Here is a 25,837-nt window from a genome sequence, read left to right as displayed (position 1 = left end):
TATGGGCCGGTATCTCATCGAACCTTTCGACCACAGCGACCGCTACGCCACCGAGCGCTACCAGGGGGCGGCCGGGCGCAACTGGTGGACCTGCGACCCCACGCTGCGCCTGCTCATGCGGCGCCATCTCGGCGACGGCTTCGCCTGGGCCGAGCCCCACCTCGAACGGCTCGGCGCGCTGATGGGCGGCCTGGTCGCCGAGTGCGCCGAGGAGACCGACCGCAACCCGCCCCGCCTGGAGAAGTACGACAAGTGGGGCAGGGACGTCAGCCGGGTCGTCATGCCGCCGTCCTTCCAGGCCGCGCGCGCGGCGCTCATGGAGGACAACTTCACCTCGCCGTCGTTCGCCGAGGAGGCACGGGCGAACGGGGCGGCCCCGTCCGCGCTGGCGGCGGCCTGGACGTACCTGCTCGACCAGGCCGACATCGGAATGGGCTGCGCGCTCGGCACCGGCGGGGACATGGTGGTCTCGCTGGCCGAGAAGCACGCGCCGCCGGACGTGCGCGACCGGGTCAGGGAGATCTTCGCCGACGGCTACTACTCCGGCGAGGCCGCCCAGATGTTCACCGAACGCACCGGCGGCTCCGACCTGGCCGCCCTGGAGGCGTGGGCCGAGCCCGACGGGGAGGCGTGGCGGCTGACCGGGTTCAAGTGGTTCGCCTCCAACGCCAACGGCTCGGCGTTCGTGGTGCTCGCCCGCACGCCCGACGGGTCGGTGGCGCCGTTCCTGGCGTTGTGGGAGCGGCGCGACGGCTCGCGCAACGGGGTGCGCATCCGGCGCCTCAAGGACAAGCTGGGCACCCGCTCGGTCGCCTCGGCCGAGGTCGAGTTCACCGGGGCCGAGGCGTTCCTGCTGGCCGGCCGGGGCTCCGGCTCCGGGCTCGGGACGATGATGAAGCTCACCAACGCCTCCCGGCTGGGTGTGGCCATGATGGGCGTCGGCGTGGCCAGGCGGGCCCTGGTCGAGTCGATCTGCTACGCGCGTTCCCGCGAGGCGTTCGGCCGCCCGCTCATCGACCAGCCCCTGATGCGCCGCAAGCTGGCCGAACTGATCGTCGAGGTCGAGGCCGCCCAGGCGATGGTGTTCGACGGCCTGGTCGGCCCCCGGCTGCGGCTCGGGCCCGCGCTGATCAAGCTGCGCGCCGCCCGGCTCGGCCTGACGGCGGCCAGCGACGCGATCGAGGTGCACGGCGGCAACGGCTACATCGAGCAGTGGCCGGTGGCCAGGCTGCTGCGCGACGCCCAGGTCAACCCGGTCTGGGAGGGCGGCGACAACATCCTGTGCCTGGACGTGCGCCGCGCCATGCTCCGCGAGGAGGCCCACGTGCCGTTCCTGGCCCGCCTGCGCGCCCTGGCCACCTCCGACCTGGTGAACGCGCGGATCGACGACCTGTCCAAGGCCGTCGAGGCCTGGCACGGGCTCGACCCGGCGCTCGCCGAGGAACGTCTCTATCCGCTGGCCCAGTTCATGGCCGACGTCTACGCCGCCGCCCTGCTGGAGGACCAGGCCGGCTGGGGGCTCGACGACGGGCGCAAGACCCTGGTCGCCCGCCTGTACGCCGAGGCGCACCTGGCCGACCGCGGCCCGCTGCGCGGCATCGACGCCCCGGCCGCCGACCACTTCGACGCGTTGCTGGCCGGGGCCCTCGCCTGAGGGTACGCTCGGCAGGTTTCCCCGAGGCGAAGCCGCACGTTCCCCGGAGGAGGGTCGCATGACCGTACGCGTCGAGCGCGAGGGGCCCGTCACCACCGTCGTGATCAGCAGGCCGGAGGCGCGCAACGCGGTGGACAGGAAGACCGCCGACGCGCTCACGGACGCGTTCGGCGACTTCGAGCGCTCCGACGCGGCCGTGGCGGTGTTGTGGGGCGAGGGCGGCACGTTCTGCGCCGGGGCCGACCTCAAGGCGCTGGACAACCACGTCGGCGAGGACGGCGACGGCCCCATGGGGCCCACCAGGATGCGCCTGTCCAAGCCGGTGATCGCCGCCGTCGCCGGGCACGCCGTGGCCGGCGGGCTGGAGCTCGCCCTCTGGTGCGACCTGCGGGTGGCCGAGGAGGACGCGGTGTTCGGCGTCTTCTGCCGCCGCTGGGGCGTGCCGCTGATCGACGGCGGCACGGTGCGGCTGCCCCGGCTCGTCGGCGCCTCCCACGCCATGGACATGATCCTCACCGGCCGCGCGGTCAGCGCCCCGGAGGCCCGTGACATGGGCCTGGTCAACCGCCTGGTGCCCACCGGCACGGCCCGGCGGCACGCCGAGGAGCTGGCCGCGCGGATCGCCGCGTTCCCGCAGGCGTGCCTGCGTGGCGACCGCATGTCGCTGCTGGAGCAGCACGGCCTGCCCGAGGCGGAGGCCATGCGCAACGAGCTGCGCCACGGCCTGGTCTCGCTGCCGGACGCGGCGGAGGGCGCCGCCAGGTTCGCCTCGGGCGCGGGCCGCCACGGCGACCTCGCCTAGGGCGGCACCGGCGGGCGCCTGGCCGGGCGCGGCGTTCCCGAGCCGGGCCGGCTAGCCGGGTGCCTGGCCGGCGGCGTCGATCGCGCGCTGGTAGCGGCTCGTCAGCGCGCGCAGCGCGGCCACCAGCTCCGGCGAGTCCACGACCGTGAAGTCCGCGTCCAGCATGCCCAGGTGCAGGGCGAGCATCTCCGGATGGTCCGAGCCCGGCTCGAACACGCACCGGTCCTCGCCCAGCGGCTGCACCTCCACCGGGATCGGCAGCCGGTCCCGCACGTGCGAGGCGGGCGCGTGCACGATCACCCGCGCGCGGTAGCGCCAGGTCGCCTCGCCGGCACCGCGGGCCACCCGCGCCGTGATCTCGTGGTCGGGCGGCAGCTCGCGGGGCGTGAAGCGCGGTCCTGTGGGCGTCCGCGGCTCGATCCGGTCGACCCGGAAGGTGCGCCAGGCGTCCCGGTCGACGTCCCAGGCCACCAGGTACCAGCGCCGCCGGTCGTGCACCAGGCGGTACGGCTCCACCGAGCGCCGGCCGGTCGCCCCGGAATGCGCCCGGTAGTCGAAGCGCAGCCGCTCATGGTCGCGGCACGCGCTCGCGATCACGGTCAGCACGTCGGGATCCACCTGCGAGCCGCGCGACGGCATCGGCAGCGCGTACGCCTGGAAGGCGCTCACCCGGTGGCGCAGCCGCGCGGGCAGCACCTGCTGCAGCTTCGCCAGCGCCCGCATCGAGGTCTCCTCGATCCCCGTGATCGAGCCGCTCGCGGCGGTACGCAGGCCGATGGCGACCGCCACCGCCTCGTCGTCGTCCAGCAGCAGCGGCGGCAGGGCGCCGTCCGAGCCGAGCCGGTAGCCGCCGGCCACGCCCGGCCGCGCGTCGACCGGGTAGCCGAGCGCGCGCAAGCGGCCGACGTCGTTGCGGATGGTGCGGGTGGTGACGCCGAGCCGGCCGGCCAGCTCGGTGCTCGTCCAGTCGCGCCGGGCCTGCAACAGGGACAGCAGGCGCAGCAGCCGCGCCGAGGTTTCCAGCATTCTTCGATCCTGACGACAATCTAGGAACGATCCTTTCCGTGAATGTTCCTAGTCTTCTCCGCATGAGCGCAAGAGCACTCATGGCCGTGCCGTTGACAAGGAGCAGCGCCGTGCGCGACGACATCCAGCCCTTCCGCGTCGAGATCCCCCAGGCCGACGTCGACCACCTGCACGACCGGCTCGCCCACGCCCGCTGGCCCGGCGAGCTGCCCGGCGTGGAATGGACCCGCGGCGTGCCGCTGGGCCACCTGAAGGAGCTCGCCGAGTACTGGCGCACGCGGTACGACTGGCGCGCCCAGGAGGCACGGCTCAACCGCTACCCGCAGTTCACCACCGAGATCGACGGCCAGCGCGTGCACTTCCTGCACGTCAGGTCCGACCGGCCCGACGCCAGGCCGCTGCTGATCACCCACGGCTACCCGAGCTCCGTCGCCGAGTTCCTGCACCTGATCGAGCCGCTGGTCGACCCGGCCGAGGGCCAGGCGTTCCACGTCGTCGCGCCGTCGTTGCCCGGCTACGCCTTCTCCACCCCGCTGGGCGGGACCGGCTGGTCGATGGGGCGCACCGCCCGCGCCTGGGCCGAGCTGATGGGCCGGCTCGGCTACGAGCGGTACGGCGTGCACGGCGGCGACGTCGGCGCGGGCGTGTCCGGCCTGCTCGCCGGCCTCGACGGCGAGCACGTCGTCGGCGTGCACGTGGTGACCGATCCGTTCACCGCCGCGAACGTCGCCACCTTCATGCCGGGGATCGCCGACCGGCTCGACCCGGACGACCCGGTCGACAAGCTGATCCTGAGCCGGATGGACGCCTTCCGGAAGGAGGGCTCCGGCTACCTGGCGATCCAGAACAGCCGGCCGCAGACCATCGGCTACGGCCTGGCCGACTCGCCGCTGCTGCAGCTGGCCTGGATCGCCGAGAAGGTCCACGAGTGGACCGACCTGCCGGTCGACCGCGACCAGCTGCTCACCACGGTCAGCCTGTACTGGTTCACCGGCTCCGGCGCCTCCGCCGCGCACACCCTGTACGAGCAGGCCCACTCCGCCGATTGGGGCGCGCCGCCCGCCGTGCCGCAGGGGTTCGCGGTCTTCGGCGCCGACGAGACGGTGCGCAGGCTGGTGCCCGCGCCGGCCGACGCGCACTGGAGCGAGTTCGAGCGCGGCAGGCACTTCCCCGCGATGGAGGCCCCCGCCGTGCTGGCGGCCGACCTGCGGGACTTCTTCGGGCCGCTGCGGTGAGCGACGTGCTGAGCCGGCGTCGCCTCAACCGGGCCACGCTGGCCCGCCAGTACCTGCTGGAACGCGCGCCGGTCCGGGCGGTCGACGCGATCGAGCACCTGGGCGGCATGCAGTCCCAGGCGCCGCTCGCCCCGTACGTGGGGCTGTGGACCCGGCTGCGGGGCTTCGCGCCGGGCGAGCTGTCGGCGCTGACCGAGCAGCGCCAGGTGGTGCGGCTGCACCTGATGCGCAACACCGTGCACCTGGTCAGCGCGCGCGACTGCCTGGGCTGGCGCGCGCTGTTCCACCCGCTGCACGCCGCCGACTTCCGCGCGCACTTCCGCCGCGGTCTCGGCGAAGTGGACCGGGAGGCGCTGCTCGAACAGGCCGGGCGGCTGCTGGCGGAGCGGCCGCGCACCCGCGGTGAGCTGGGCAGGCTGCTCGCGGAGAGCCGGCCGGACGCCGATCCGAGCGCGCTGGCCTACGCGGCCACGCATCACCTCGCGCTGTGCCAGGTGCCGCCCCGGGGCGTCTGGGGCGGCACCGGCCCCGCCGCGTGGACGCCCGTGGAGAGCTGGCTGGGCGCGCCGCTGCGTCCGGTGCCGGTGGACGCGCTGGTGCTGCGCTATCTCGGCGCGTTCGGCCCGGCGAGTGTCGCGGACGTCCAGCTGTGGTCCGGGCTGACCCACCTGCGCGAGGTGGTGGAGCGGCTGCCCCTGCGGGTGTTCCGCGGGGAGGAGCGGCAGGTGCTGTACGACCTGCCCGACGCGCCCCGGCCGGCCGAGGACGTGCCCGCCCCGCCCAGATTCCTCCCCGAATACGACAATCTGCTGCTGTCACACAAGGACCGGACCCGGGTGATCCCCGGCAACCGCCCCGTCCCGCTCCCACCGGGCAACGGCGCGACCACCGGCACCTTCCTGGTCGACGGCATGTGGCAGGGCACCTGGCAGATCCGGGACCGGACACTGCGCATCCGGCCGTTCACCCCGTTGCCCCGCACGGATCGCGACGCCCTGCTGGCCGAGGCCGCCCGGCTGTGCGCCTTCGTGGCGCCCCGGGAGACGTACGACCTGGTCCTCGACGAACCGTAGGCCGGTCAGCCGAGCACCGGGAAGTTGGACCTGATGACGCTGAGCGGGTCGCGGGCGCGCTTGAGGTCGCGCAGCCTGGCCAGCGTCTCGGGCGAGAAGGCCGCCGCCGCCTGCTCCCCGCCGTGCAGCATCGTGAACGGACGCCGCCCGGTGCTGAACGGCACCAGCGACTTGCCGAGCCGCTCCATCCGCTCCGACACCTCCGGCGACGGCAGGCCCAGCGCGTGCACGAGGTACGGCTCCGTCAGCCGCTCCACCGCGCCCCCGCCCTCGACCGGCCTGGCCACGGCCCCGCCCAGGTGCCGGACCTGCACCGCCAGCAGCGGCTCGATCGGCTCGCCGGCCAGCACGCCGGCGACCTCGTCGTCCAACCTGGTCAGCAGCTCGGTGTGGCCCACGCCCGGGCTCGGGTCGACCGGCTCGTCGCAGATCGAGGCCAGGTCGGCCACCGGCAGCCGCCGCCTGGTGTCGGCGATCGCCCCGCCCACCGCCTCGAACGGCCGCAGCAGCGCCCCCGGGTCGGCCCCGAGGTAGGTGCAGTCGGCCATGACGAAGCCGGGGGCCCCGGGCGGCGTCAGGAGCTGGAACCACACCGACAGCTCCTCCGGCGCGTCGGCGGTGACCTCGCGGAAGGCCGCCATGACCCGCTCGGCGCGGTCGGCCGGCCAGATGATCCGGCCGCCGTACAGGAAGGGCGCGGGGTGCAGGTCGAACTCCAGCGCCGTCACGATCGCGAAGTCGCCGCCGCCGCCGCGCAGGGCCCAGAACAGCTCGGGGTCGCGCTCGGCGGTCACCCTGACCCGGCCGCCGTCGGCGTCCACCGCCTCGACGGCGCGCACGCTGTCGGCGGCGAAGCCGTACTTGCGGCTGAACCAGCTCAGGCCGCCGCCCAGGGTGTAACCGGTCACGCTCACCACCGGCGAGCTGCCCGCCAGGCCGGTCAGCCCGAGCGGGCTCGCGGCCGCCAGCACCTCGCCCCACTTCACGCCCGCGCCGACGCGCGCCACCCCGTCGCGGATCTCCACCCCGCCCAGCCGGCCGGTACGCAGCAGGATCGTCCCCTCGGTGTCGCCCGACGCGCCGTGGCCGCCCGGCTGCGCGGTCACCGCCAGGCCGTGCAGGCGGGCGTAGCCGATCACGGCGGCCACGTCGTCGGCGTCGGCCGCCTCGACCACCGCGCGCACCGGCTGGTCCACCGCCAGGTTCCAGGGCCGTCGCGCCTGGTCGAAGCCGTCGTCGCCGGGAAGCAGCACCGGGCCGGCCGTCATGTTCCTCAGTTCGTTCATGTGATCGATGATGCGTCGCCCCACTTGCGTGGGAATTGGGGTTGACTTGAGGTCTGTGGAGTTCAGACTTTTCGGGCCGCTCGAGGTGGACGACGCCGACGGCCGCCGCCTCGACCTCGGCACCCGCAAGCAGCGCGCGGTGCTGGCCATGCTGGCGCTGGAACCGGGCCGCATCGTGCCGCTCGACCGGCTGATCGACGAGCTGTGGGCGGGGGAGGCCCCGGCCAAGGCCACCGCCACGCTCCAGGCGTACGTGTCGCACCTGCGGCGGGTGCTCGAACCCGGACGCAGGCCGCGCACGCCGCCCCGGGTGCTGCTCACCCGCGAGCCCGGCTACCTGCTGGACATCGCGCCCGGCCAGACGGACGTCGCCCGCTTCGCCTCCTGGACGGCCGACGGCGCCCGGCTGGTGCGGCAGGGACGGCACGGCGAGGCGGCGCGGGTGCTCGACCGGGCGCTCGGCCTGTGGCGCGGCGAGCCGCTGGCCGAGTTCCCTGGGCTGGCGCCCGAGGTGCCGACCCGGCTGGCACAGCTGCGGCTGGCGGCCGAGGAGGACCGGCTGGAGGCGCGGCTGGAGCTGGGCGAGGCCACCGTGCCCGACCTGGAGTCGCTGGCCGAGGCGTACCCGTACCGGGAGCGGGCGTGGCGGCTGCTGGTGCTCGGGCTCTACCGGGCGGGCCGGCAGGCCGACGCGCTGGCCGCCCTGCGCCGGGTGCGCGGGCTGCTGGCCGGACGGCTGGGCATCGAGCCGGGACCGGAGCTCAGACGTCTGGAACAGGCCGTCTTCGACCAGTCCCCGGCCCTGGACGCCCCCGGCGCGACGACCGCCACTCCGGCGGAGGACCGGGGGACGCAGAAGGACGCGGAGGCCGCCCCGGAGCCCCCGCCGCAGCCCGTGCCGGTGGCCGGCCGGGGCGCGGGGGAGCGGCTGGTGGGAAGGGAGGCGGAGCTGCGGACCCTGGAGGAGCTGCTGGGCGCGGCGCGGGCCGGGCGGGGCGGGGCGGCGCTGGTCACCGGCGAGCCCGGCATCGGCAAGACCAGCCTGGCCAGGGCCGCCGCCGACCTGGCCGCCGCCCGCGGGTTCCGGGTGGAGTGGGGCAGGTGCCTGGACGACGCCAGGGCCCCGGCGTTCTGGCCGTGGACGCGGGCGGGCATGATCCCGCCGTCGCCGCACGCCGAGCTGTTCGACCTCTACGACGCCGTGCTCGACTCGCTGCGCGGCGGCCCGCTGCTGCTGGTGCTGGAGGACCTGCACTGGGCCGACGCCTCGTCGCTGAAGCTGCTCGGTCACGTCGCCGGCGAGCTGGCGGGCACGTCCGCCCTGGTGCTGGCCACGCTCAGGCCCGAGCCGGCCGGCCACCCGGCCCAGCTCCGCGAGACCCTGGCCGCCCTGTCCAGGGAGGGCCGCAGGCTGCCGCTCGCGCCGTTCGACGCCGACGGGGTGCGCGACTTCCTGCGCCTGCGCGAGGTGAGCGCCGACCCCGGGGAACTGCTCGACCGCTCCGGCGGCAACCCGTTCTACCTCACCGAGCTGCTGCGGCTGCCCGAACGCGAACGTCATCTCGTCCCGCCCGGCGCGCGCGACGTGATCGACCGCAGGCTGGCCAGGCTGCCCGGGCCGACGCTGGACCTGCTCAGGGCCGCCGCCGTCGCGGGCCGCGAGGTCGAGGTGGACCTGCTGGCCGCGCTCGTCGAGCAGCCGGTCGAGGAGGTCATGACCGGCCTGGAGCCCGCCCTGGCCGCCGGGCTGCTGACCGAGGCGGCCGACTACCGCTTCTCGCACGCCCTCGTCCGCCAGGCCCTCGACGCCGGCCTCACCACGCTCGCCCGCGCCCGGCTGCACCTGCGCGCCGGCCTGCACCTGGAGAGCGTGCCCGGCGCCGACCCGGCGCTGCTGGCCGGCCACTTCGCCGCGGCGGCCAGGCTGGGCGGCGCGCCCAAGGCCGTCACGCACGCCGGCGAGGCCGCCGCCCAGGCCGCCGCCCGGCACGGCTACCAGGAGGCCGTCGAGCTGTGGGAGCTGGCGCTCGCCCACCTCCCGCCCGGCGACTCGCCGCGGCGCTGCCGGCTGCTCACCGAGCTGGGCCGGGCCCGCCGCAGCCTGGGCGACGCCGCCGGCGCCCACCGCGACCTGGACGAGGCCGTCGCCCAGGCCCAGCGGCTCGGCGACAAGGACGCGCTGGTGGCCGCGGTCTCGGTGTTCGGCGGGCTGTCGGTGTGGAACTGGCGGCCGTACGGCGTCGTGGACGAGACGATGGTCGCGGTGCTGGAGGACCTGCTCGCCGGTGGTGTGGACCCGGCGTCCAGGGCGGCGCTGCTCGGCACGCTCGGCATCGAGCTGCACTACGGCCCGCGCCGCGCGGAGGGCGAGCGGCTGGCGCTGGCGGCCGTCGAGCTGGCCCGCGGCCTGGACGACCCGATGCTGCTGGCCAAGGCGCTGAACAACTACCTGATCGCCGGGTTCGTCCCGGGCCGCAACGACGCGCGGCGCAGGGCGGCCGAGGAGATGCTGGCCGTCCCCGGCCTGCCCAGGGAGGCCCGGCTGGTCGGGCGCGTCCTGCGCATGTCGTGCCTGCTGCGCGCGGGCGACCTGGCCGAGTGGGCCAGGGACCTGGACCGCTGCGAGCAGCTCCTGCACGAGGTCGCCAGGCCCGAGCTGGAGGCCATGGTCCGCGTCTCGCAGACCGCCGCGCACACCCTGCATGCCCGCTGGGACGAGGCCGAGGCCCTGCTCGGCCGCTTCCCCGGGCTCGCGTTCGGCGGCAGCCTGTGGGGGATCGAGGCGCGCCGCCTGGGCACCCTCTACACCTGCAGACGGGGCCAGGGCCGGGGCGCGGAGCTGCTGGAGGAGCTGGTGGCGGCGGGGGAGCGGCCGCTGATGAGCCCGGTGCGCCCGCTGGCCGTGCTCGCGGCGCTGGAGGCCGGGCGGCCGGAGCTCGCCCGGGAGCTGATCGGCCGCTGGGGGGTGGAGCTGCGCGAGGACTGGGCCGCGGACTTCCTGCACCCCGTCTGGGGGCTGGTGGCCGCCCGCCTCGGCACGCCCGACCCCGCCGAGCTGTACGAACGGCTGCTGCCCATCGCCGGCCAGCTCATCGTCATGGGCATGGGCAGCGCCGCCTGGGGCTCGGTGCACGACGTGCTGGCCGAGCTGGCCCGGCGGCTCGGCCGCGGACGGGAGGCGCGCGAGCACAACGAGGCCGCCGTCGAGCTGCACCGGCGGCTCGGGCTGACGTACTGGGAGACGCGCAGCCGGGGGTGGCGTCCCGGCTGACTGTCGGACCCGCCGCGTATCGTGATCTCATGCCTGACATCGAGGTCGCGGGCCGCTCCGTCCGCGTCACCAGCCCCGACAAGGTGGTCTTCCCGCGGTCCGGCCACACCAAGCTCGACCTGATCCGGTTCTACCAGGCGGTCGGTGAGGCGGCGCTGCGCGGCGTGCACGGGCGGCCGATGGTGCTCAAGCGGTTCGTCCACGGCATCGAGCAGGAGGCGTTCTTCCAGAAGCGCGCGCCGGCCAAGCGGCCCGACTGGATCGAGGTGGCCGAGCTGCGCTACCGGTCCGGGCTGAGCGCCGAAGAGGTGGTCTGCACCGATCTGGCGCAGTTGCTCTGGGTGGTCAACCTCGGGTGCGTCGACCTCAACCCCCACCCGGTCCGCGCCGACGACCTGGCCAGGCCCGACGAGCTGCGCATCGACCTCGACCCCGTCCCCGGCGTCGAGTGGGCCGACGTGCTGGCGACCGCGCAGGTGGCGCGGGAGGTGCTGGCCGACCACGGGCTGGTCGCCTGGCCCAAGACGTCCGGGTCGCGGGGGTTCCATGTCTATGCCCGGATCGACCGGCGGTGGTCGTTCGCCCAGGTGCGCAAGGCGGCCGAGACCGTGGCGCGCGAGGTCGAGCGGCGGGCCCCCGACCTGGCGACCAGCCGGTGGTGGAAGGAGGAGCGCCACGGCGTGTTCGTCGACTTCAACCAGAACGCCTACGACCGCACGGTCGCCTCGGCGTACTCGGTGCGGGCGGTGCCCGACGCCCGCGTGTCCACCCCGCTGAGCTGGGAGGAGGTGCCCGGCTGCCGGCCCGAGGAGTTCACCGTCGACAGCGTGCCGAAGCGGCTGGCCGAGATCGGCGACCCGTGGGAGGACATCGACCTGCACGCCGGCTCGCTCGACGGCCTGCTGGAGCTGGCCGAGGAGCTCGGGCCCGCGCCCAAGCCGCCCAAGGGCAGCGGGCGCAGGCAGCAGACCATGCCGGTCGTCGAGATCGCCAGGGCCCAGCACAAGGAGGAGGCCCTGGCCGGGCTCGACCGCTGGAAGGCCCGCCACCCCGAGGTCGCGGCCCTGCTGGAGCCCGCCGACGTGCTGGTCGACGGCATGCGCGGGCGCAGCAGCGTGTGGTACCGGATCCGGGTCAACCTCCAGCACGTGCCGGAGCAGGAGCGGCCGGCGCAGGAGCCGCTGGAGGTCGACTACGACCCCTGGCAGGGCGCCGGCGGCCCCTGACCGGTCCGGTGGGGCGGGTCAGCGGCCGGAGACGAGGTTGCCGAGGCGGGCGTAGAGCGAGGTGCCGGTGCCGCGGTCGTTCTCGTGGCGGTCGGCGGCCCGGAACAGCGTGTAGATGAGCTGCACGCCCGCCCACCGCAGCGGCTCCGGCTCCCACTGCCGCACCTGCCGGCCCACCCACGGCAGCGCCGTCAGCTCGGTGTCCCGCCGCAGCACCAGGTCGCGCAGCGTGCGCCCGGCCAGGTTCGTGGTGGTGACGCCGCTGCCGACGTACCCGCCGGCCCAGCCCAGCCCGCTCGCGTGGTCGAGGTGCACGGTCGAGCACCAGTCGCGCGGCACGCCGAGCACCCCGCACCACGAGTGCTGCACCCGCGCGTCGGCCGCCGCCGGGAAGAGCTTCACCAGCATCCGCCACAGCAGCGCCACCGTCCGCGCCTGGGTGGCCCCCCGGCGGTCGGTGCGCGACCCGAACCGGTACGGCACCCCCCGCCCGCCGATCGCGATCCGGTCGTCGGCCGTGCGCTGGGCGTAGACGTAGGCGTGGGCCTGGTCGCCGAGCAGTTCGTGCCCGGCCCAGCCGATGTGCTTCCACACCTCGGCGGGCAGCGGCTCGGTGACGATCATGGAGCTGTTCATCGGCAGCCACTGCCGGTGCTGCCCGGCCAGTGACGCGGTGAAGCCCTCGGTGGCGCGGATGACGTAGTCGGCCGAGACGATGCCGAGCGGCGTGTGCGCGGTCGCCTTGCCGCCGCCCACGCGCGGCCGGATCTCGGTCACCGTCGTGCCCTCGAAGACGTCCACGCCCAGCGCGGCCACGGCCGAGGCCAGCCCGACGGCGAGCTTGGCCGGCTGCACGCGGGCGCAGTGCGGCGAGTACGCGGCCTCCAGCGTGCCCGCCACCTGGAGGCGTTCGCGCTGCTCGTCGCGGTCCATGAGCCGCATGTCGTCCTCGCCGTACCCCCAGGAGCGCAGGTCGGCGACCTCCTCGCGGAGCCGCCGCCGCTGGGCCGGGTTGGTCGCCACGTGCACGAGACCGCCCTTGTGCACGTCGGCGTCGATGCCCTCGGCGCGGGTGACGTCGATGACCTCGTCCACCGCGCGGAACATGGCGTGCTGGAGGTCGATCATGGCCTGCCGGCCGCGGGCCTGGGCGTGCCGCTCGCGGGAGCCGGCGAACTCGGCCGACAGCCAGCCGCCGTTGCGCCCGGAGGCGCCGAACCCGGCGAACTCCTTCTCCAGGATCGCGATCCGCAGGTCGGGCTGGGCCTTCTTCAGGTAGTACGCCGTCCACAGGCCGGTGTAGCCGCCGCCGACGATCGCCACGTCGTACTCGCGGGAGCCGGGCAGCGAGGGCCGCCTGGCCGGCAGGCCGATCTGCCGGTACCAGAACGAGACGCCCCCGTTGGCGAAGTCGTCGGTGAGCGGGATGCCTGTCATGACTGTTCTGCCTCCACGGCTGCTGCTTGCCCGTCCGTTGTTTCCCCGTCCGCTCTCTCCCCGGCGGACGGGGTGGGCGGGCTGATCACCCAGAGCACCTCGGCGGTCTCGTCGCCGTCGTTGACCACCCGGTGCGGGACCGAGGTGCGGTACTCCACGCTGTCGCCGGGCCCCAGCGGGTGCGCGGCGGCGGACCCGGCGGGGCCCAGCCAGAGCGTGAGGCTGCCGCGCAGCACGAGGAAGATCTCCTGCGAGTCGCCGTGCGTGTACGGCTCGTCGCCGGTGGAGGCGCCGGGGTCGAACTCGCCGGCGTACATCTCCACAGTGCGCAGCGGGCGCTGGGAGATCAGGAACTTGCGGGTGCCCGGCGCGGTGGCCAGCTCGGGACGCTCGGCGCGGCGCACCACGCGGTGGGCGGGCTCGTCGTCCTCGTTGAACAGGTCGGCCACGGTGATGCCGAGCGCGGAGGCGATCCTGCGCAGCATGCCGATGCTCGCGCTGGTCTGCCCGCGTTCGAGCTGGCTGATGAAGCTGGGGCTCGCCTTGGCCTCGCCGGCCAGGGCGCGCACGGTCATGCCGCGCATGCCTCGGTAGACCCGGATGCGGGTGCCCAGGTCCGTCATCGAACCTCTCGATCGGTCAGGCTGAACAAGTTGTTCAGTGACGGTACCGACGGCGGAGAAAGCCCAGCAAGAGGGGGGTGCCTAACGAATCGGTAACCGGTCTCAGCCGCGGGGCTGCGTGGGTCGGCCGCGGGTCAGCCGCGGGTGGGCCGCTGGTAGCCCTCGTCGCCGCCGTAGACGCGCACGGACGGGTCCCGCTCGGGCTGCGTGGCCGGGCTGGTCGGCGAGGCGGTGTGCTCCTCGGCGAAGTCGTCCGAGGGCACGGGCGGCGGCGGGAACAGGTAGTCGTGCCAGGTGATCCGGCCCTTGGGATCGGCCTCGGTGGTGAACGCGCCCGCGCGCTGCGCGGCGGCCAGCCGGCCCGGGATGCGCACCGGCAGGCACAGGCGGCGCAGGCGGCGGGCGTCCAGCCAGGTCCTGGTCAGCTCCTCGGTGCCGAGGACCTGCGGGCCGCCGTACTCGACGACGGCGCAGGCCGGGCCGCCGGCCAGCAGCGCGGCCAGGCGGCCGGCGACGTCGTCCACGTGCACCGGCTGCCACAGCAGGGAGCGGTCCACGGGCAGCACGGGCAGCGCCGACAGGTCGCGCAGCAGCCGGTCCACCGACTGGTGGAACGGGGTGGCGCGGACGACCGTCCAGGCCATGCCGCTCTCCCGGACCAGCCGCTCGGCCTCCAGCTTGTGGCGGTGACCCGGCGCGCGGTCCGCGCCGACGATCGAGGGCAGCAGCACGTGCGAGGCCCCGGCCGCGCGGGCCGCCGCGGTCAGCGTGCGGGTGCCGGCCAGGTCCACCTGGGCGCGCCCCTGCCGGCCGCCGGTGGCCAGGTGCGCGACGGCCTCGACCTGCCGGACGGCCTCGGCGACGCCCTTGCCCGAGGCCAGATCGCCCCACACCCACTCCACGCCCCCGCGGTCCTCGTGCCGGGTACGACTGAGCGCCCGTACCCGATGTCCCGCCTTGAGCAGGACGGGCACCAGGGCCCTGCCGAGGGTGCCGGTGGCTCCTGTGACCAGAATGCGCATGCCGGGTCCATACCCGCGAATCCCCAGAGATGACAATGATTTTCGTGACGAGGTCTGTGGACGGCGGTGCGGGGTAGAGCCGCCAATATGGCTCGTATCGCATCCGAATCCCTGATCGAACGGCTCGCCGAGTGGGGCGTGGACACCGTCTTCGGTCTGCCCGGCGACGGCATCAACGGCATCATGGAGGGGCTGCGCCGTCACCGTGACCGGGTGCGGTTCGTGCTGGTGCACCACGAGGAGGCCGCCGCCTTCATGGCCACCGGCTACGCCAAGGCCACGGGACGGATCGGTGTGTGCCTGGCCACCTCCGGCCCCGGTGGCATCCACCTGCTCAACGGCCTCTACGACGCCAAGCTCGACCACGTCCCCGTGCTGGCCATCACCGGCATGCAGGAGACCGCCGTGCTCGGCACCGGCTATCAGCAGGAGGTCCACCTCGACAAGCTGTTCGCCGACGTGGCCGAGTACAACATGATGATCACCAACCCGGCCCAGCTGCCCTCGCTGGTGGACCTGGCCGTCCGGACGGCCTACGCGCGGCGCGGCGTCGCCCATCTCACGCTGCCCAACGACATCCAGGTGGCCGAGGCGGGGGAGGACCCGTACCGGACGGTCGCGCCGGTGCGGGCGCCGGAGACCGCGCCGATCTACCTACGGCCCCCGGGGCTGCCGCGCCAGGAGGACCTGGCGCGGGCCGCCGAGGTGCTCAACGCCGCCGAACGGCCCGCCATCCTGGCCGGGCAGGGCGCGCTGCACGCCCGGCAGGAGGTGCTGGCCGTGGCCGAGGCGCTGGGCGCGCCGGTGGTCAAGACGCTGCCCGGCAAGGCGGTCGTCCCGGACGACTCGCCGTACACGACGGGCGGCATCGGGCTGCTCGGCACCAAGCCGAGCGAGGAGCTGATGGACGAGGCCGACGTCCTGTTCATGATCGGCACGAACTTCCCCTACTCGAAGTTCCTCCCCGAGCCGGGCAAGGCGCGGGTGGTGCAGTTCGAGGCCGAGCCGACCAGGGCCGGGGCGCGGGTGCCGACCGACGTGCCCGTGGTGTGCGACGCCAAGGAGGGCCTGCGCGAGCTGCTGCCGCTGCTCACCCGGCGCGACGGCGACGGCCACCTGGCCAAGTACCAGAAGCTCATGGTCAAGTGGCGCTCCGACATGGACAGCCTGGAGAACCCCGACAGGGACCCGATCGCCCCCCAGTACGCCATGTCCGTCCTGGACGACCTGGCCGCCGACGACGCCATCCTGACCTGCGACAGCGGCACGATCGCCACCTGGGCCGCCCGCCACTGGACGATCCGCGGCGGGCGCGAGTTCTACCTGTCGGGCACGCTGGCCACGATGGCGCCGGGCCTGCCGTACGCCATCGCCATGCAGCACGCCTTCCCCGGCCGGCAGGTCATCGCCTACGTCGGCGACGGCGGGTTCGCGATGCTGATGGCCGAGTTCCTGACCGCCGCCCAGCACCGGCTGCCGGTGAAGGTCGTCATCAACAACAACAACTCGCTCGGCCAGATCCTGTGGGAGCAGATGGTCCTCGGCTACCCCGAGCACGGCGTGCGCTTCGCCCAGCCGGAGGCCGACTACTCGGTCTGGGCCAGGGCGTGCGGCGGGTTCGGCGCCAAGGTCACCAAGGCCGGGGACGTGGTCGCGGCGATCAGGCAGGCGCTCGCCCACGACGGCCCCGCCCTGGTGGATGTGGACGTCAACCCGAACGAGCCGCCCATGCCCGGCAAGGTCTCCTACGACCAGGCCAAGAGCTTCGCCCAGGCGTTCCTGAAGGGGCAGCCGCACAAGGCGGCCATCGCGACCACCCTGTTCAAGGACCGCATCCATAAGTTCACCGACTGACCGCCATCCGGCGGCCGGTCACGGGGCCCGGCAGGCGGCGGCGATCCGGGCGGCGGTCTCCAGGAGCGGGTCCACCAGCCGGGGCAGCTCGCGGGCGCGCCGCGAGGCCAGCACGATCCCCACGGCCGCCACCGCCCGCCCGTCCACCACGACCGGCGCCGCAGCCGAGCACGAGCCGAGCGTCATCTCCTCGTGCGTCAGCGCGTAGCCCTGCGCCCGCACCGCCGCCAGCTCCCTGGCCAGCCGGCCCGGCTCGGTGACGGTGTGCGGCGTGGGCCGTTCGAGCGCGCGGGCCAGGTACGCCTGCACGAACCACTCCGGCTCGAAGGCCAGCAGCGCCTTGCCCACCCCGGTCGGGTGCATCGGCAGCCGCCCGCCCGTGCGCGAGACGATGGGCACGGCCCGCCTGCCGTACACCTTGTCCACGTACAGGACCTCCAGGCCGTCGCGGACGGCGAGGTGCACGTTCTCGCCGGTGGTGGCGAACAGCTCCTGGAGCCAGGGGTGCGCGCGGCCCTGGAGGCTGCCGGGCGCGAGCTGGCCGAGCTCCCACAGCCGCAGCCCCACCCGCAGCCGCCCGTCGGGGGAGCGGCTGAGCGCCTGCCACTCCTCCAGCTCGGCCACCAGCCGGTGGGCCGTGCTCAGCGGCACCCCGCTCCGCCTGGCCAGGTCGGTCAGCGTGAGCTGCGGATGAGCCGCGTCGAACGCCCCCAGGATGGCCAGCACCTTGGACGTCACCGTCTGCCCCGGACGCCGGGCTCCTCCGGACATGACCACACTCCTGCACAATTCTTCCACTCAGTGGAAGAGGCTACTCGGCTCCCGGGGCCGGCAGGCAGCAGACTTCCCTCATGCGAACTCAGGTCGGGATCATCGGCGCGGGCCCCGCGGGCCTGCTGCTGTCTCATCTGCTCCACCTGCGCGGCATCTCCTCGGTGGTGCTGGAGAAGCGCAGCCGCGCCTACGTCGAGCGGCGGGTCCGCGCGGGCGTCCTGGAGCAGGGCACGGTGGACACGCTCGTCGAGGCGGGGGTCGGCGCCCGCATGCTGCGCGAGGGCCTGCCCCACCACGGCATCGAGCTGCGGTACGGCGGCGCGGGCCACCGCATCGCCTTCGACAAGCTCGTCCCCGGCCGCGCCATCACCGTCTACGGCCAGCAGGAGGTCGTCAAGGACCTGATCGCGGCCCGGCTGGCGGCGGGCGGCGACCTGCGGTTCGAGGTCGAGGACGTCGCGGTGCACTCGCCGGGCTCCGAGCCGTACCTCACCTTCGGCGGCGAGCGGCTCGACTGCGACGTGATCGCCGGGTGCGACGGCTTCCACGGCGTCTCGCGTCCGAGCGTCCCGGACGGGGTCCTGGAGGTGTTCGAGCGGGAGTACCCCTTCGCCTGGCTCGGCGTCCTGGCCGAGGTGGCGCCCTCGTCGGAGGAGCTGATCTACGCCAGGACCGAGCGCGGCTTCGCGCTGCACAGCATGCGCTCGCCCACGGTCAGCCGCTTCTACCTCCAGGTCCCGGCCGACGCCGACGTGGCGCAGTGGCCGGACGAGCGCGTCTGGGCCGAGCTGAAGGCCCGGCTGGAGACCGTCCCTGGCTTCGAGCTGACCACGGGCGAGATCATCGAGAAGGGCGTCACGCCGATGCGCTCCTTCGTCGCCGAGCCCATGCAGTACGGGCGGCTCTACCTGGCCGGGGACGCCGCCCACATCGTGCCGCCGACCGGCGCCAAGGGGCTGAACCTGGCCGTGGCCGACGTCCGGGTGCTGACCGAGGCACTGGCGGCCTTCTTCGAGCACGGCTCGTCGGAGCTGCTCGACGGCTACTCGCGGGCATGCCTGAAGCGGGTGTGGCGGGCGCAGCACTTCTCGTGGTGGATGACGACGCTGCTGCACACCTTCGACGAGGACGACGCGTACGGACGGCGGCTGCAGACCTCCTACCTGGACTACGTCACCTCCTCGGAGGCGGCGGCGACCACGCTGGCGGAGAACTACGTCGGGCTGCCCTTCGACTGACGCGCCACCGCCCCCCAGGCGGGCTGACCTCGGGCGATGCCTTAAAGTTGGCGCGTGGTTTTCGAGGAGGGCTGGGCGCTTTCGCCCCTGCGGTGGTTGATGGACACGCTGGGCCATGCCCAGCTCGCCAGGATGGAGTCCGAGCCGGCGCTGGTCGCGGCCGTGGACCAGCACGCGGCGCTGCTGCGTGACGCGATCCCGCTCGACCGCGAGACCCTCGGCGACTACCTGCTGGGCTTCCTCGACGAGCTGCGCCACCGCGGCTGGATCTTCAGCGGCGACCACGACGCGCCCGCGCTGCGGCTGACCGCGGTCTGCTGGCTCGCCCGCGAACAGGGCTTCCTCGCCGAACCCGCCTGAGCCGGCCGGCGGACCTCGGTTCCGGGGCGACCGCCAGGGAGGCGGGCCTGGGCGGGCCGCGGTGGGTCCGCGTGACCGGGCGCTCGTCCCGGCCACACGGAGCTCAGGTCTCCGGCGGGATGTCCGCGCGGGTCGCCCCGCCGGTCGTGCCCGTCGGGCCGGTCGGGCCGGTCGTGCCGGTGGCGCCGGGCGTGGTCCGGGCCGGTTCGGCGGGCCGGGCCATCGAGCGGGCGTCCTCACGTCCCCGCTGGTACGCCTCGGCGTGCGCCCTGGCCTGCGGCGCCTCCGCCTCGATCCGGCCGATCCAGCGCTCCCAGCGCTGCTGCATCGGGCGGACGAGCCCGCCGCCCAGGCCGATGGCCAGGATCGCGCCGATGGTGGCGAGCACGGTGATGAGCACCGGGGTCGTGACGGTCGTGGCGACGCCGATCTGGTTGAGCGCGGCGATGATGCCCAGCGCCCAGATGAAGACGGCCGCCGCGATGCCGAGCCAGCGTCCGTAGGACAGCCCGCCGAGCGCGCCGTCGACGAGATCTCTGACGGCCCGGGCGATCGCCCCGGCGATCACGATGATCACGATGGCGACCACGGCCTTGGGCAGCCAGCCCACCACCCCGTTGAGCAGCGCCGAGATCGGGTTGGGCCCGAAGACGCTGAAGGCGATCTGCAGGGTGATCAGCAGGATCGCGTAGTAGACGAGCTTGGCGAGCAGCCCGCTGGCGTCGTACCGGCTGCTTTCGAGCCAGCGCTGCACGCCGCTGCGGTGTACCGCCCGTTCGAACCCGACGCGGTCGAGGATCTTGTCCACGAGCTTCTGCAGCGCCTTCGCCACGATCCACCCGATGATCAGGATCACCAGGAACGCGACCAGCCTGGGCACGAACGTCGCGACCTGTCGCCAGGCGTCCGTCAGGCCTTGGCCAATATTGATGTCCACGGTTTCCTCCAGGACGAGGAGCCAATGGAGTCGCGGTACCCGGCTGAGCTGGGACTATGCACGCATTGCTACCAAATTTTCGCGCAGTGTTACATTTGTACAAGTGCGCGCAGGCGTCAGTAGAGCCGGCGCAGGTCCATCTGGAAGTTCTGGTGCCAGGTCTGGCCGCCGTCCACGGTGGTCTCGCCGATCTCGTGCCAGGTCGTGGCGGTGAACGTCAGCGTGTAGCGGCTGGTGTAGCCGGGCGTCTGGAGGCTCCACTGGAAGGTGTCGTCGCCGACCACCGGCACCACCGTGGTGACGTAGCCGCGCGAGAACGCCTCCCAGCGGTACTGGCCGGTCGCCTCGTTGTAGTTGATCACCGCCAGGGCGCTGTCCACGATCGTGCGCGGGTCGGCCTTGTCGCGGCCCTGACCCTCGACCGAGATCACCAGGTCGCCCGCCTGCCGGCGCACCCGCTCGGTCTGCAGGAACTCCTGCCGCGTCCCGGAGGGCGTGACGGTCCAGCCCGCCCCCGCCCACGTACCGATCATGAACGAGAGCCGCCGCATGGCCTCCGCCTGCCCGGCGAACGCCTGCCCGGCCGCGGCCGAGGAGGGTGTCCGGGCGGCCGTCGCCGGGCCGGGGGAGAGCAGGGCCGCCAGTAAGGCGAGCGGTAGGAGCAGGCGGACCAGTGACTTCATCAAGGCGTCCTCGTCAGTGAGCGGCTGATGCCGAGCCGGGGGTGGGCGGTCAGGTAGAGGCCGGTGGCGGCGTCGTACAGGTCGTTGGCGTCCATGCGCATGGGGGCCAGGGTGCTGCCGGCGGGCGTGACGTTGCGCAGGGCGCGCAGCCCCGCGTCGTGGGCGGCGGTCACCAGCTCGCTCATCGGCGCGGTGCCGCCGGCGGTGGTGGCGTCGGTCAGGTCGGACAGCCCGGCCGTGATCGCGGCGAACGCGTGGTCGGACCTCTCGCCCCTGACCAGGTGCTGGGCCAGCCAGAAGTAGCTGGCCCGGCCACGGTACTGCCGGTAGACCGAGGAGACCATGGTCAGCAGCCGCTGGTAGGCGTTGCGGTACAGGGACTCGTAGAAGCCCTGGGCCTCCTGCTCGCTCACCTCGCCGCGTTCGGTGGCCGTGATCGAGGCCGCGGCCAGCAGGGCGCTGTACATGGCCAGGTGCACCCCGGTCGACAGCAGCGGGTCGAGGAAGCAGGCGGCGTCGCCGGCGATGCGGTAGCCGGGGCCGCAGAAGGAGTCGGCCACGTACGAGAAGTCCTGCTCGATGCGCACCGGGCCGGTGAACCTGCCGACCAGCCCCGCCACGGTCGGCGACTCGGCCACCACCGCGTGGAACATCTCCTCCGGCGACCCGTAGTGGGGACGCCGCTCCAGGAAGCGCGTCTGGTGGGTGACGAAGCCGACGCTGAACACCTCGCCGCGCAGCGGGATCACCCAGTACCACCCTTCCGGTGCGGAGATCACGTTGATGCCGCCGCCCGGCGTGCCGGGAAGGAGGTCGCCGCCCTGGTAGTAGCCCCAGATCGCGACGTTCCTGAAGACGTCGTGCGGTCGTCGGTCACGGAAGTGCTGCGCCGACAGTACCCCGGCGCGTCCGGAGGCGTCGACCACGTGATCGAAGCGCTCCAGGCCGCGGTCCCACTCTGCGGCGCAGGCGCGGCCGTCCTCGAACAGCACGCGCCTGACCCTGGCCCGCTGGATCACCTCGACGCCCTGGGAGGCGGCGTGGTCCAGCAGCACCTGGTCGAAGTCGTCCCGGTCCACCTGCCAGGAGCGCACCTCGGGGCCGAACGTGGCCGCCCAGTTCACCGTCCAGTCGCGCTCGGCGCCCCAGCGCAGCAGCAGGCCCTCCTTGACGGGGTAGCCGCGCTCCTCGATCTTCTCGTGCGCCCCGGCGTAGTCGATGATCGTCCGGCAGGACGGCGAGACGGACTCGCCGATGTGGTAACGCGGGAAACGTTCGCGTTCCAGCAGCCGGACGTCCATTCCGTTACGGGCCAGCAGCGTCGCGGCGATCGAGCCCGCCGGGCCGCCGCCGATCACTAATACCCTGGTCATCGCGAGCCCTTCCGATAATCGATACGTATTACGCAGTGACGGGCCCGGCAGGTGGGGCCCAATACGTAGGCCGATACGTATATTCCGGCGTTATTCTGGACCGCCGGCCCGGCCTGTTCGATGATGCGTCTGAGTTCCGTTCCGTCTTTCTTCAAGGAGCGCGCATGGGATTGAACCTCCGGCTGGTCGTTCCCCTGGTCTACGCCGCCGCGGTGGTCGTGGCCTTCCTGATCGGCAAGACGGTCGGCTCGGTGGTCGTCATCGCCGGCGCCGTCCTCGTGGCCCTGTTCTTCGTGCTGTCCGGCCGGTCACGTCAGCGCGAATAGGGCCCCCCACGGGTCGCGCACGATCGTCGCCCGGGGATGCCCGGGGGCGGTCGTGGCACCCAGCCGGACCGCCGTCGCGGCGGTCGCGGCGCGGTCCGCGGTCGCGAAGAACGTCATCCACCGCGGCCGCGCCCCCGTCCCCTCGCGGACCGCGGGCGCGGCGCCGAGCAGGTCCCGGTAGAACGCGGCGCCGGCCGACCACAGCTCGTGGGCGCACCACGTGCCCGGCTCGCCGGCCAGCACGATCCCGGCCGGCCGGTGCCCCTCCCAGAAGCCGACCGCCGCCCCCGCCGGGTCGGTCGCGAACAGCACGCGGCCGTCCGCGCCGGCCGCCATCGGGCCGAAGAGGACGCCGCCGCCCAGCTCCTTCACCCGGACGGCCAGGGCGTCCACGTCCGGGGCCGCCAGGTAGGTGTTCCACGAGGCGGGCAGGCCCGGCGGCACCCGGCCGAAACCGGCCACGACCTGGCCGCCCAGCTCGACGAAGGAGTAGCCGCCCTCCTCGCGGAAGGTCCAGCCGAACAGCTCCCCGTAGAAGGCCCGCGCGCCGGCCGGGTCGAGCGCCCCGTAGTCCACCCAGCACGGCTCGCCCGGCTCATAGTGCTCGTGAATCGGCACGCCCGGCCTCCTCGTCCGCATCCAGGGCCGACAGCCGCAGGTGCTCGGCGACGAGCGGCGCCACCACTCCGGGCCGCTCGATCAGGCACAGGTGCCCCGCGCCGGGGACGGTGACCGTACGGCACCGGGGGACCGACTCGCGCAGCAGCGCGGCGCCGGCCCGGAACGTCGGCATGTCCCGGTCGCCGACGACGACCAGCGTGCGCGCCCGGATGCCGCGCAGGTCGTCGGCCGTGTGGACGTGCCTGCTCAGCCCGTGCATCGCGCCGTCGCGCAGCTCCCGCCACGAGTGCCCGGCCACGATCGCCCGCAGCCTGGCCCGCAGCTCGGGATGGTCCTCGGTGCCGCGGAAGATGTCCGGCGGCGAGGACATCCACAGGTCGGCGAGCTGCTCGCCGTCCGCGCCCAGCCTGGCCAGCCCGGCCAGCGCCCGGTAACGCTCGGCGGTGCCCGGCTCTGGGGGCGCGCCGGCGATGGTCGGGGAGCCGACGATCAGCCCGCGCACGTCACGGGGGTGGTCGACGGCCAGCTGCAGGGCGATCATCGAGCCGATCGACTCGGCCACCACCAGCGTGGCCGACTCCGCCCTGGCCAGCCCGGCCAGCTCGGCCGCCAGCGCGGGCAGCGACGTGCCCGGCCGCAGCGGCCCGGACCGGCCGTGCCCCGGCAGGTCCACGCCGACGTGCCGCCAGCCGGGCAGCAGGTTCCACAGCGGCTCCCACACCGAGGCGTCCATCGTGTAGCCGTGGATCCACAACACGGCCCGGCCCTCGCCGGTCGAGCGCACGTACAGGCTCATGAGGACGCTCCGGCGGAGGCGGAGGCGGGGACGGGGACGGGGGCGAAGCCCTGGCAGAAGCGGCGGAAGGCGATGACCGGGGTGTCGCCGGCGTCCAGCCGCTGCGGGGCGCCGGTGTCCAGGTGGTCCCAGACCACGCGGTCCTGGTCGAAGGCGTAGCGGGCGCCGTGCACGAGCGCGGGCAGCGAGCCTTGCTGGTCCGGCCGCACGCCGATGGCCACCCGGCCCACGCAGCCCGTCCCGTCCGGCACCGCGCCCGTGACGATCGTGTACGGCGCCGACTCCGTGCCCAGCTCGGTCACCACGAGGTGCGGGCTGTAGGCGCGGGCCACGAAGCGGGAGGCGAAGTCGAGCCGCCGCTCCCGCTCCCACGGCGGCGCCTTGGTACGGAACTCGCCCTCGATGACCAGCTCGTCGTGCCCGCCCATGCTGACCCGCATGCCGCGCACCGAGGGCACCAGGTGGACGGTGCCGAAGTGCTGGGCGTCGAAGGCGTTCTCGACGACGTACTCGGCCGGGACCGTCACCGGCTGGTTCACCGCGGCCACGATCACCAGGTCCTCGGCCGCCTGCTTGATCGCCTGCTCGAAGCCGCGGTCGTCGCCGGGGTCGCCGGACAGCCGGGCGAACAGCGCCGCCCCGGCCCGCAGCGTCCGCAGCTCACCCACCGACCAGCGCCGGCCGGAGCCGCCCAGCGAGATCCGCTTGCCGTGGAAGGGGCAGATCACGCAGTCGCCGTCCAGCTTGCCGCCGTACCCCAGATGGGCGCCACGGTGGGGGCAGGTGGCCTCGAACACCCGGATCCGCTCGCCGTCGCGCACGGCCATCAGGCGCGCGCCGCCCAGCCGCAGCGGGGTGATTCCCGGGCCGATCTCGTCGTCGAGGGCGAGCAGGAACCACCCGCCGTGGAGCTCCCCGTTACCGGCCGTCATCTCTCCAGTGCCCCAATCACCTCTGTGGCCGCGCGCTCCCCGCTGGCCATCGCCATGTGCGCCATGGGCGGGCCGGACAGGCCGACGGTGGCCTCCCCGGCGAAGAAGACCGTCCCGCCCAGCGGCTCGGCCCAGGCCGGGGACGCCCACAACGTCCCCACGCCCGGGTAGGTGTACGCGCCGCCCGCCCACGGGTCGGCGCCCCAGTCGGACACCACCACCTCCGGGTTCAGTCCTCGCGTCCACGGCAGGGCGCGGGCCAGCAGCGCGGCCAGGCCGCCCGGCTCGGCCCACGCGCCCCGGGCCGCCGCGGCGGCGCGAGCCTTGGCCATCACCAGCACCTCGGGTCGCCCGGCGGTCGTGCTGACGAACCCCAGACGGCCGCCGGCGTCGAAGACCACGACGGACTCGGGGGCGGGCACGGGATAGGCGGCCAGCCCGCACCAGGCGTCGCCGGGCCGCAGCTCGTAGGCCGCCGCCTGCTTGCGCACGGGCAGGTCGTCCAGCACCAGCCGCCCCTCGGCGACCACCGGCGGCGGGACGGTCACCACGGCGGCGGCGGCGCTCTCCACGTGCCCCGCGGCGGTCAGCGCCCGCACCCGGCCGCGCGTCCAGGACAGGCGGACGACCGCGTCGCCGAGCCGCACCCGCAGCCCTTCGGCCAGCCGCGCGGGCAGCCGGTCGAAGCCGCCGGGCAGCGCGAACTCGCCCCGCCCCGACCGGTCGGCCCGCCGCAGCGCGGCCAGCGCGGGAGCGCTCAGGGCCTCCGGCTCGGCCGCCCAGTTCTGCCTGAACCACTCCGCCGCCGGTTCCAGGGCCTGCGGGCACTGCGCGGTCTCCTCCTTGAGCCACGTCGCGACCGGCACGTCCCAGGGGCTCGCCCCGGCCAGGCGGCGCAGCGGCTCCCGGGCCGCGCCCGACGTCAGCCGCTCCTCCAGCAGCGGCGGCGTGGGCCGCAGCGCGGTCAGCGGGCGCGGCCCGCCGGGCAGCAGCACCCGGGCCGCGCGCCGCGGCACCGGCACCGGCGCCTCCAGGCCGGGCAGCGCCGCGATCGGGTTGCGGTCGCCGTGGATCACCTGCGCGCCCAGCTCCAGCAGGGACGGCCGGTGGGTGCGGATCCGGCCGCCCACCCGCTCCCTGGCCTCCAGCACCGTGACCGCCAGCCCGGCGGCGGCCAGGCGCGCGGCCGCCGTCAGCCCGCTCACCCCGGCGCCGATCACGACGACGTCAAGCTCTGCCACCGGCACATCCTCTGTAGTAGTTTGTCCTCGGCCTGATCACGAGGAGA

Annotated in this window: 23 protein-coding genes; 10 read left to right on the top strand and 13 right to left on the bottom strand. The window is 74.3% G+C overall.

Annotation, left to right across the window (positions count from 1 at the left end; all coding sequences use genetic code 11):
* The first annotated feature begins 1 nt into the window (after nt 1).
* Both ABZ459_RS01320 and ABZ459_RS01315 read left to right on the top strand, forming a co-directional pair.
* Complete coding sequence (locus ABZ459_RS01320; RefSeq protein WP_357964462.1) at nt 2–1,654, top strand: acyl-CoA dehydrogenase family protein; 1,653 nt, start codon at nt 2–4, stop codon at nt 1,652–1,654.
* A gap of 58 nt (nt 1,655–1,712) precedes the next feature.
* The gene (locus tag ABZ459_RS01315; protein ID WP_357964460.1) at nt 1,713–2,456 is read left to right on the top strand and encodes a crotonase/enoyl-CoA hydratase family protein; all 744 of its coding nucleotides are present in this window, start codon (nt 1,713–1,715) and stop codon (nt 2,454–2,456) included.
* A gap of 51 nt (nt 2,457–2,507) precedes the next feature.
* On the opposite strand, the gene ABZ459_RS01310 is transcribed toward ABZ459_RS01315, so the two are convergent.
* A complete protein-coding gene (locus ABZ459_RS01310) occupies nt 2,508–3,482 on the bottom strand; it encodes a YafY family protein (protein WP_357964459.1) in 975 nt (324 codons plus the stop codon).
* Nucleotides 3,483–3,544: 62 nt separating this feature from the next.
* On the opposite strand from ABZ459_RS01310, the gene ABZ459_RS01305 reads away from it, so the two are divergent.
* Entirely contained in the window at nt 3,545–4,717 is a 1,173-nt protein-coding gene (locus tag ABZ459_RS01305) for an epoxide hydrolase family protein (protein ID WP_357964458.1), read from the top strand.
* A gap of 5 nt (nt 4,718–4,722) precedes the next feature.
* Nucleotides 4,723–5,790, top strand: coding sequence for a winged helix DNA-binding domain-containing protein (locus tag ABZ459_RS01300; RefSeq protein ID WP_357964456.1), 1,068 nt, complete (start codon nt 4,723–4,725; stop codon nt 5,788–5,790).
* A 5-nt stretch (nt 5,791–5,795) separates the two neighbouring features.
* On the opposite strand, the gene ABZ459_RS01295 is transcribed toward ABZ459_RS01300, so the two are convergent.
* Nucleotides 5,796–7,076, bottom strand: a complete 1,281-nt coding sequence (locus ABZ459_RS01295) for an FAD-binding protein (protein ID WP_357964454.1) — start codon at nt 7,074–7,076, stop codon at nt 5,796–5,798.
* A gap of 55 nt (nt 7,077–7,131) precedes the next feature.
* Between ABZ459_RS01295 and ABZ459_RS01290 the strand changes: the two genes are divergently transcribed.
* The gene (locus ABZ459_RS01290; RefSeq protein ID WP_357964453.1) at nt 7,132–10,347 is read left to right on the top strand and encodes a BTAD domain-containing putative transcriptional regulator; all 3,216 of its coding nucleotides are present in this window, start codon (nt 7,132–7,134) and stop codon (nt 10,345–10,347) included.
* 29 nt (nt 10,348–10,376) lie between these two features.
* Nucleotides 10,377–11,573: a non-homologous end-joining DNA ligase gene (gene ligD, locus ABZ459_RS01285; RefSeq protein ID WP_357964451.1), complete on the top strand. Its 1,197-nt coding sequence runs from the start codon at nt 10,377–10,379 to the stop codon at nt 11,571–11,573.
* Between the two features lie 18 nt (nt 11,574–11,591).
* On the opposite strand, the gene ABZ459_RS01280 is transcribed toward ligD, so the two are convergent.
* The 3 genes from ABZ459_RS01280 to ABZ459_RS01270 all read right to left on the bottom strand — a co-directional run bounded on the left by ABZ459_RS01280 (nt 11,592) and on the right by ABZ459_RS01270 (nt 14,655).
* A complete protein-coding gene (locus tag ABZ459_RS01280) occupies nt 11,592–13,010 on the bottom strand; it encodes an FAD-binding oxidoreductase (RefSeq protein WP_357964449.1) in 1,419 nt (472 codons plus the stop codon).
* The gene (locus ABZ459_RS01275) at nt 13,007–13,633 is read right to left on the bottom strand and encodes a cupin domain-containing protein (protein WP_357964447.1); all 627 of its coding nucleotides are present in this window, start codon (nt 13,631–13,633) and stop codon (nt 13,007–13,009) included. The genes ABZ459_RS01280 and ABZ459_RS01275 overlap by 4 nt, the downstream gene beginning before the upstream one ends.
* A 134-nt stretch (nt 13,634–13,767) precedes the next feature.
* Entirely contained in the window at nt 13,768–14,655 is an 888-nt protein-coding gene (locus ABZ459_RS01270; RefSeq protein ID WP_357964445.1) for an NAD(P)H-binding protein, read from the bottom strand.
* 87 nt (nt 14,656–14,742) lie between these two features.
* Between ABZ459_RS01270 and ABZ459_RS01265 the strand changes: the two genes are divergently transcribed.
* The gene (locus ABZ459_RS01265) at nt 14,743–16,509 is read left to right on the top strand and encodes a thiamine pyrophosphate-binding protein (RefSeq protein WP_357964443.1); all 1,767 of its coding nucleotides are present in this window, start codon (nt 14,743–14,745) and stop codon (nt 16,507–16,509) included.
* An 18-nt stretch (nt 16,510–16,527) separates the two neighbouring features.
* Here the strand turns inward: ABZ459_RS01265 and ABZ459_RS01260 are convergent, their stop codons facing one another.
* A complete protein-coding gene (locus ABZ459_RS01260; RefSeq protein ID WP_352356857.1) occupies nt 16,528–17,280 on the bottom strand; it encodes an IclR family transcriptional regulator in 753 nt (250 codons plus the stop codon).
* 80 nt (nt 17,281–17,360) lie between these two features.
* Here ABZ459_RS01260 and ABZ459_RS01255 point away from each other — a divergent pair, with 80 nt between their 5' ends.
* Nucleotides 17,361–18,521, top strand: coding sequence for a 4-hydroxybenzoate 3-monooxygenase (locus ABZ459_RS01255; RefSeq protein ID WP_357964442.1), 1,161 nt, complete (start codon nt 17,361–17,363; stop codon nt 18,519–18,521).
* A gap of 54 nt (nt 18,522–18,575) precedes the next feature.
* Nucleotides 18,576–18,881 (top strand): DUF6401 family natural product biosynthesis protein, encoded by a 306-nt coding sequence (locus tag ABZ459_RS01250; protein ID WP_357964440.1) that lies wholly within the window; start codon nt 18,576–18,578, stop codon nt 18,879–18,881.
* Nucleotides 18,882–18,984: 103 nt separating this feature from the next.
* Here the strand turns inward: ABZ459_RS01250 and ABZ459_RS01245 are convergent, their stop codons facing one another.
* From ABZ459_RS01245 to ABZ459_RS01235, 3 genes are all read right to left on the bottom strand, one after another.
* Entirely contained in the window at nt 18,985–19,812 is an 828-nt protein-coding gene (locus ABZ459_RS01245) for a hypothetical protein (RefSeq protein ID WP_357965840.1), read from the bottom strand.
* A 122-nt stretch (nt 19,813–19,934) separates the two neighbouring features.
* Complete coding sequence (locus ABZ459_RS01240) at nt 19,935–20,501, bottom strand: hypothetical protein (RefSeq protein WP_357964438.1); 567 nt, start codon at nt 20,499–20,501, stop codon at nt 19,935–19,937.
* Nucleotides 20,501–21,874 (bottom strand): NAD(P)/FAD-dependent oxidoreductase, encoded by a 1,374-nt coding sequence (locus ABZ459_RS01235; protein ID WP_357964436.1) that lies wholly within the window; start codon nt 21,872–21,874, stop codon nt 20,501–20,503. Before ABZ459_RS01235 ends, ABZ459_RS01240 begins: the two co-directional genes overlap by 1 nt.
* 164 nt (nt 21,875–22,038) lie before the next feature.
* Between ABZ459_RS01235 and ABZ459_RS01230 the strand changes: the two genes are divergently transcribed.
* The gene (locus tag ABZ459_RS01230; RefSeq protein WP_352329725.1) at nt 22,039–22,200 is read left to right on the top strand and encodes a hypothetical protein; all 162 of its coding nucleotides are present in this window, start codon (nt 22,039–22,041) and stop codon (nt 22,198–22,200) included.
* Here the strand turns inward: ABZ459_RS01230 and ABZ459_RS01225 are convergent.
* Genes ABZ459_RS01225 through ABZ459_RS01210 form a run of 4 tightly spaced genes read right to left on the bottom strand, consistent with a single transcriptional unit; the run spans nt 22,183 to nt 25,790 of the window.
* Entirely contained in the window at nt 22,183–22,818 is a 636-nt protein-coding gene (locus tag ABZ459_RS01225; RefSeq protein ID WP_357964434.1) for a VOC family protein, read from the bottom strand. The two genes, ABZ459_RS01230 and ABZ459_RS01225, sit on opposite strands and share 18 nt — an antisense overlap.
* A complete protein-coding gene (locus tag ABZ459_RS01220) occupies nt 22,796–23,617 on the bottom strand; it encodes an alpha/beta hydrolase (protein WP_357964432.1) in 822 nt (273 codons plus the stop codon). Before ABZ459_RS01220 ends, ABZ459_RS01225 begins: the two co-directional genes overlap by 23 nt.
* A complete protein-coding gene (locus ABZ459_RS01215) occupies nt 23,614–24,549 on the bottom strand; it encodes a Rieske 2Fe-2S domain-containing protein (protein WP_357964430.1) in 936 nt (311 codons plus the stop codon). The genes ABZ459_RS01220 and ABZ459_RS01215 overlap by 4 nt, the downstream gene beginning before the upstream one ends.
* Nucleotides 24,546–25,790 (bottom strand): FAD-dependent oxidoreductase, encoded by a 1,245-nt coding sequence (locus ABZ459_RS01210; protein WP_357964428.1) that lies wholly within the window; start codon nt 25,788–25,790, stop codon nt 24,546–24,548. The genes ABZ459_RS01215 and ABZ459_RS01210 overlap by 4 nt, the downstream gene beginning before the upstream one ends.
* Between the last annotated feature and the right edge of the window lie 47 nt (nt 25,791–25,837).

The sequence above is a fragment of the Nonomuraea sp. NPDC005692 genome, assembly GCF_040631115.1.
Classification (GTDB): domain Bacteria; phylum Actinomycetota; class Actinomycetes; order Streptosporangiales; family Streptosporangiaceae; genus Nonomuraea.
This window is presented reverse-complemented; position numbering and strand designations above follow the sequence as displayed.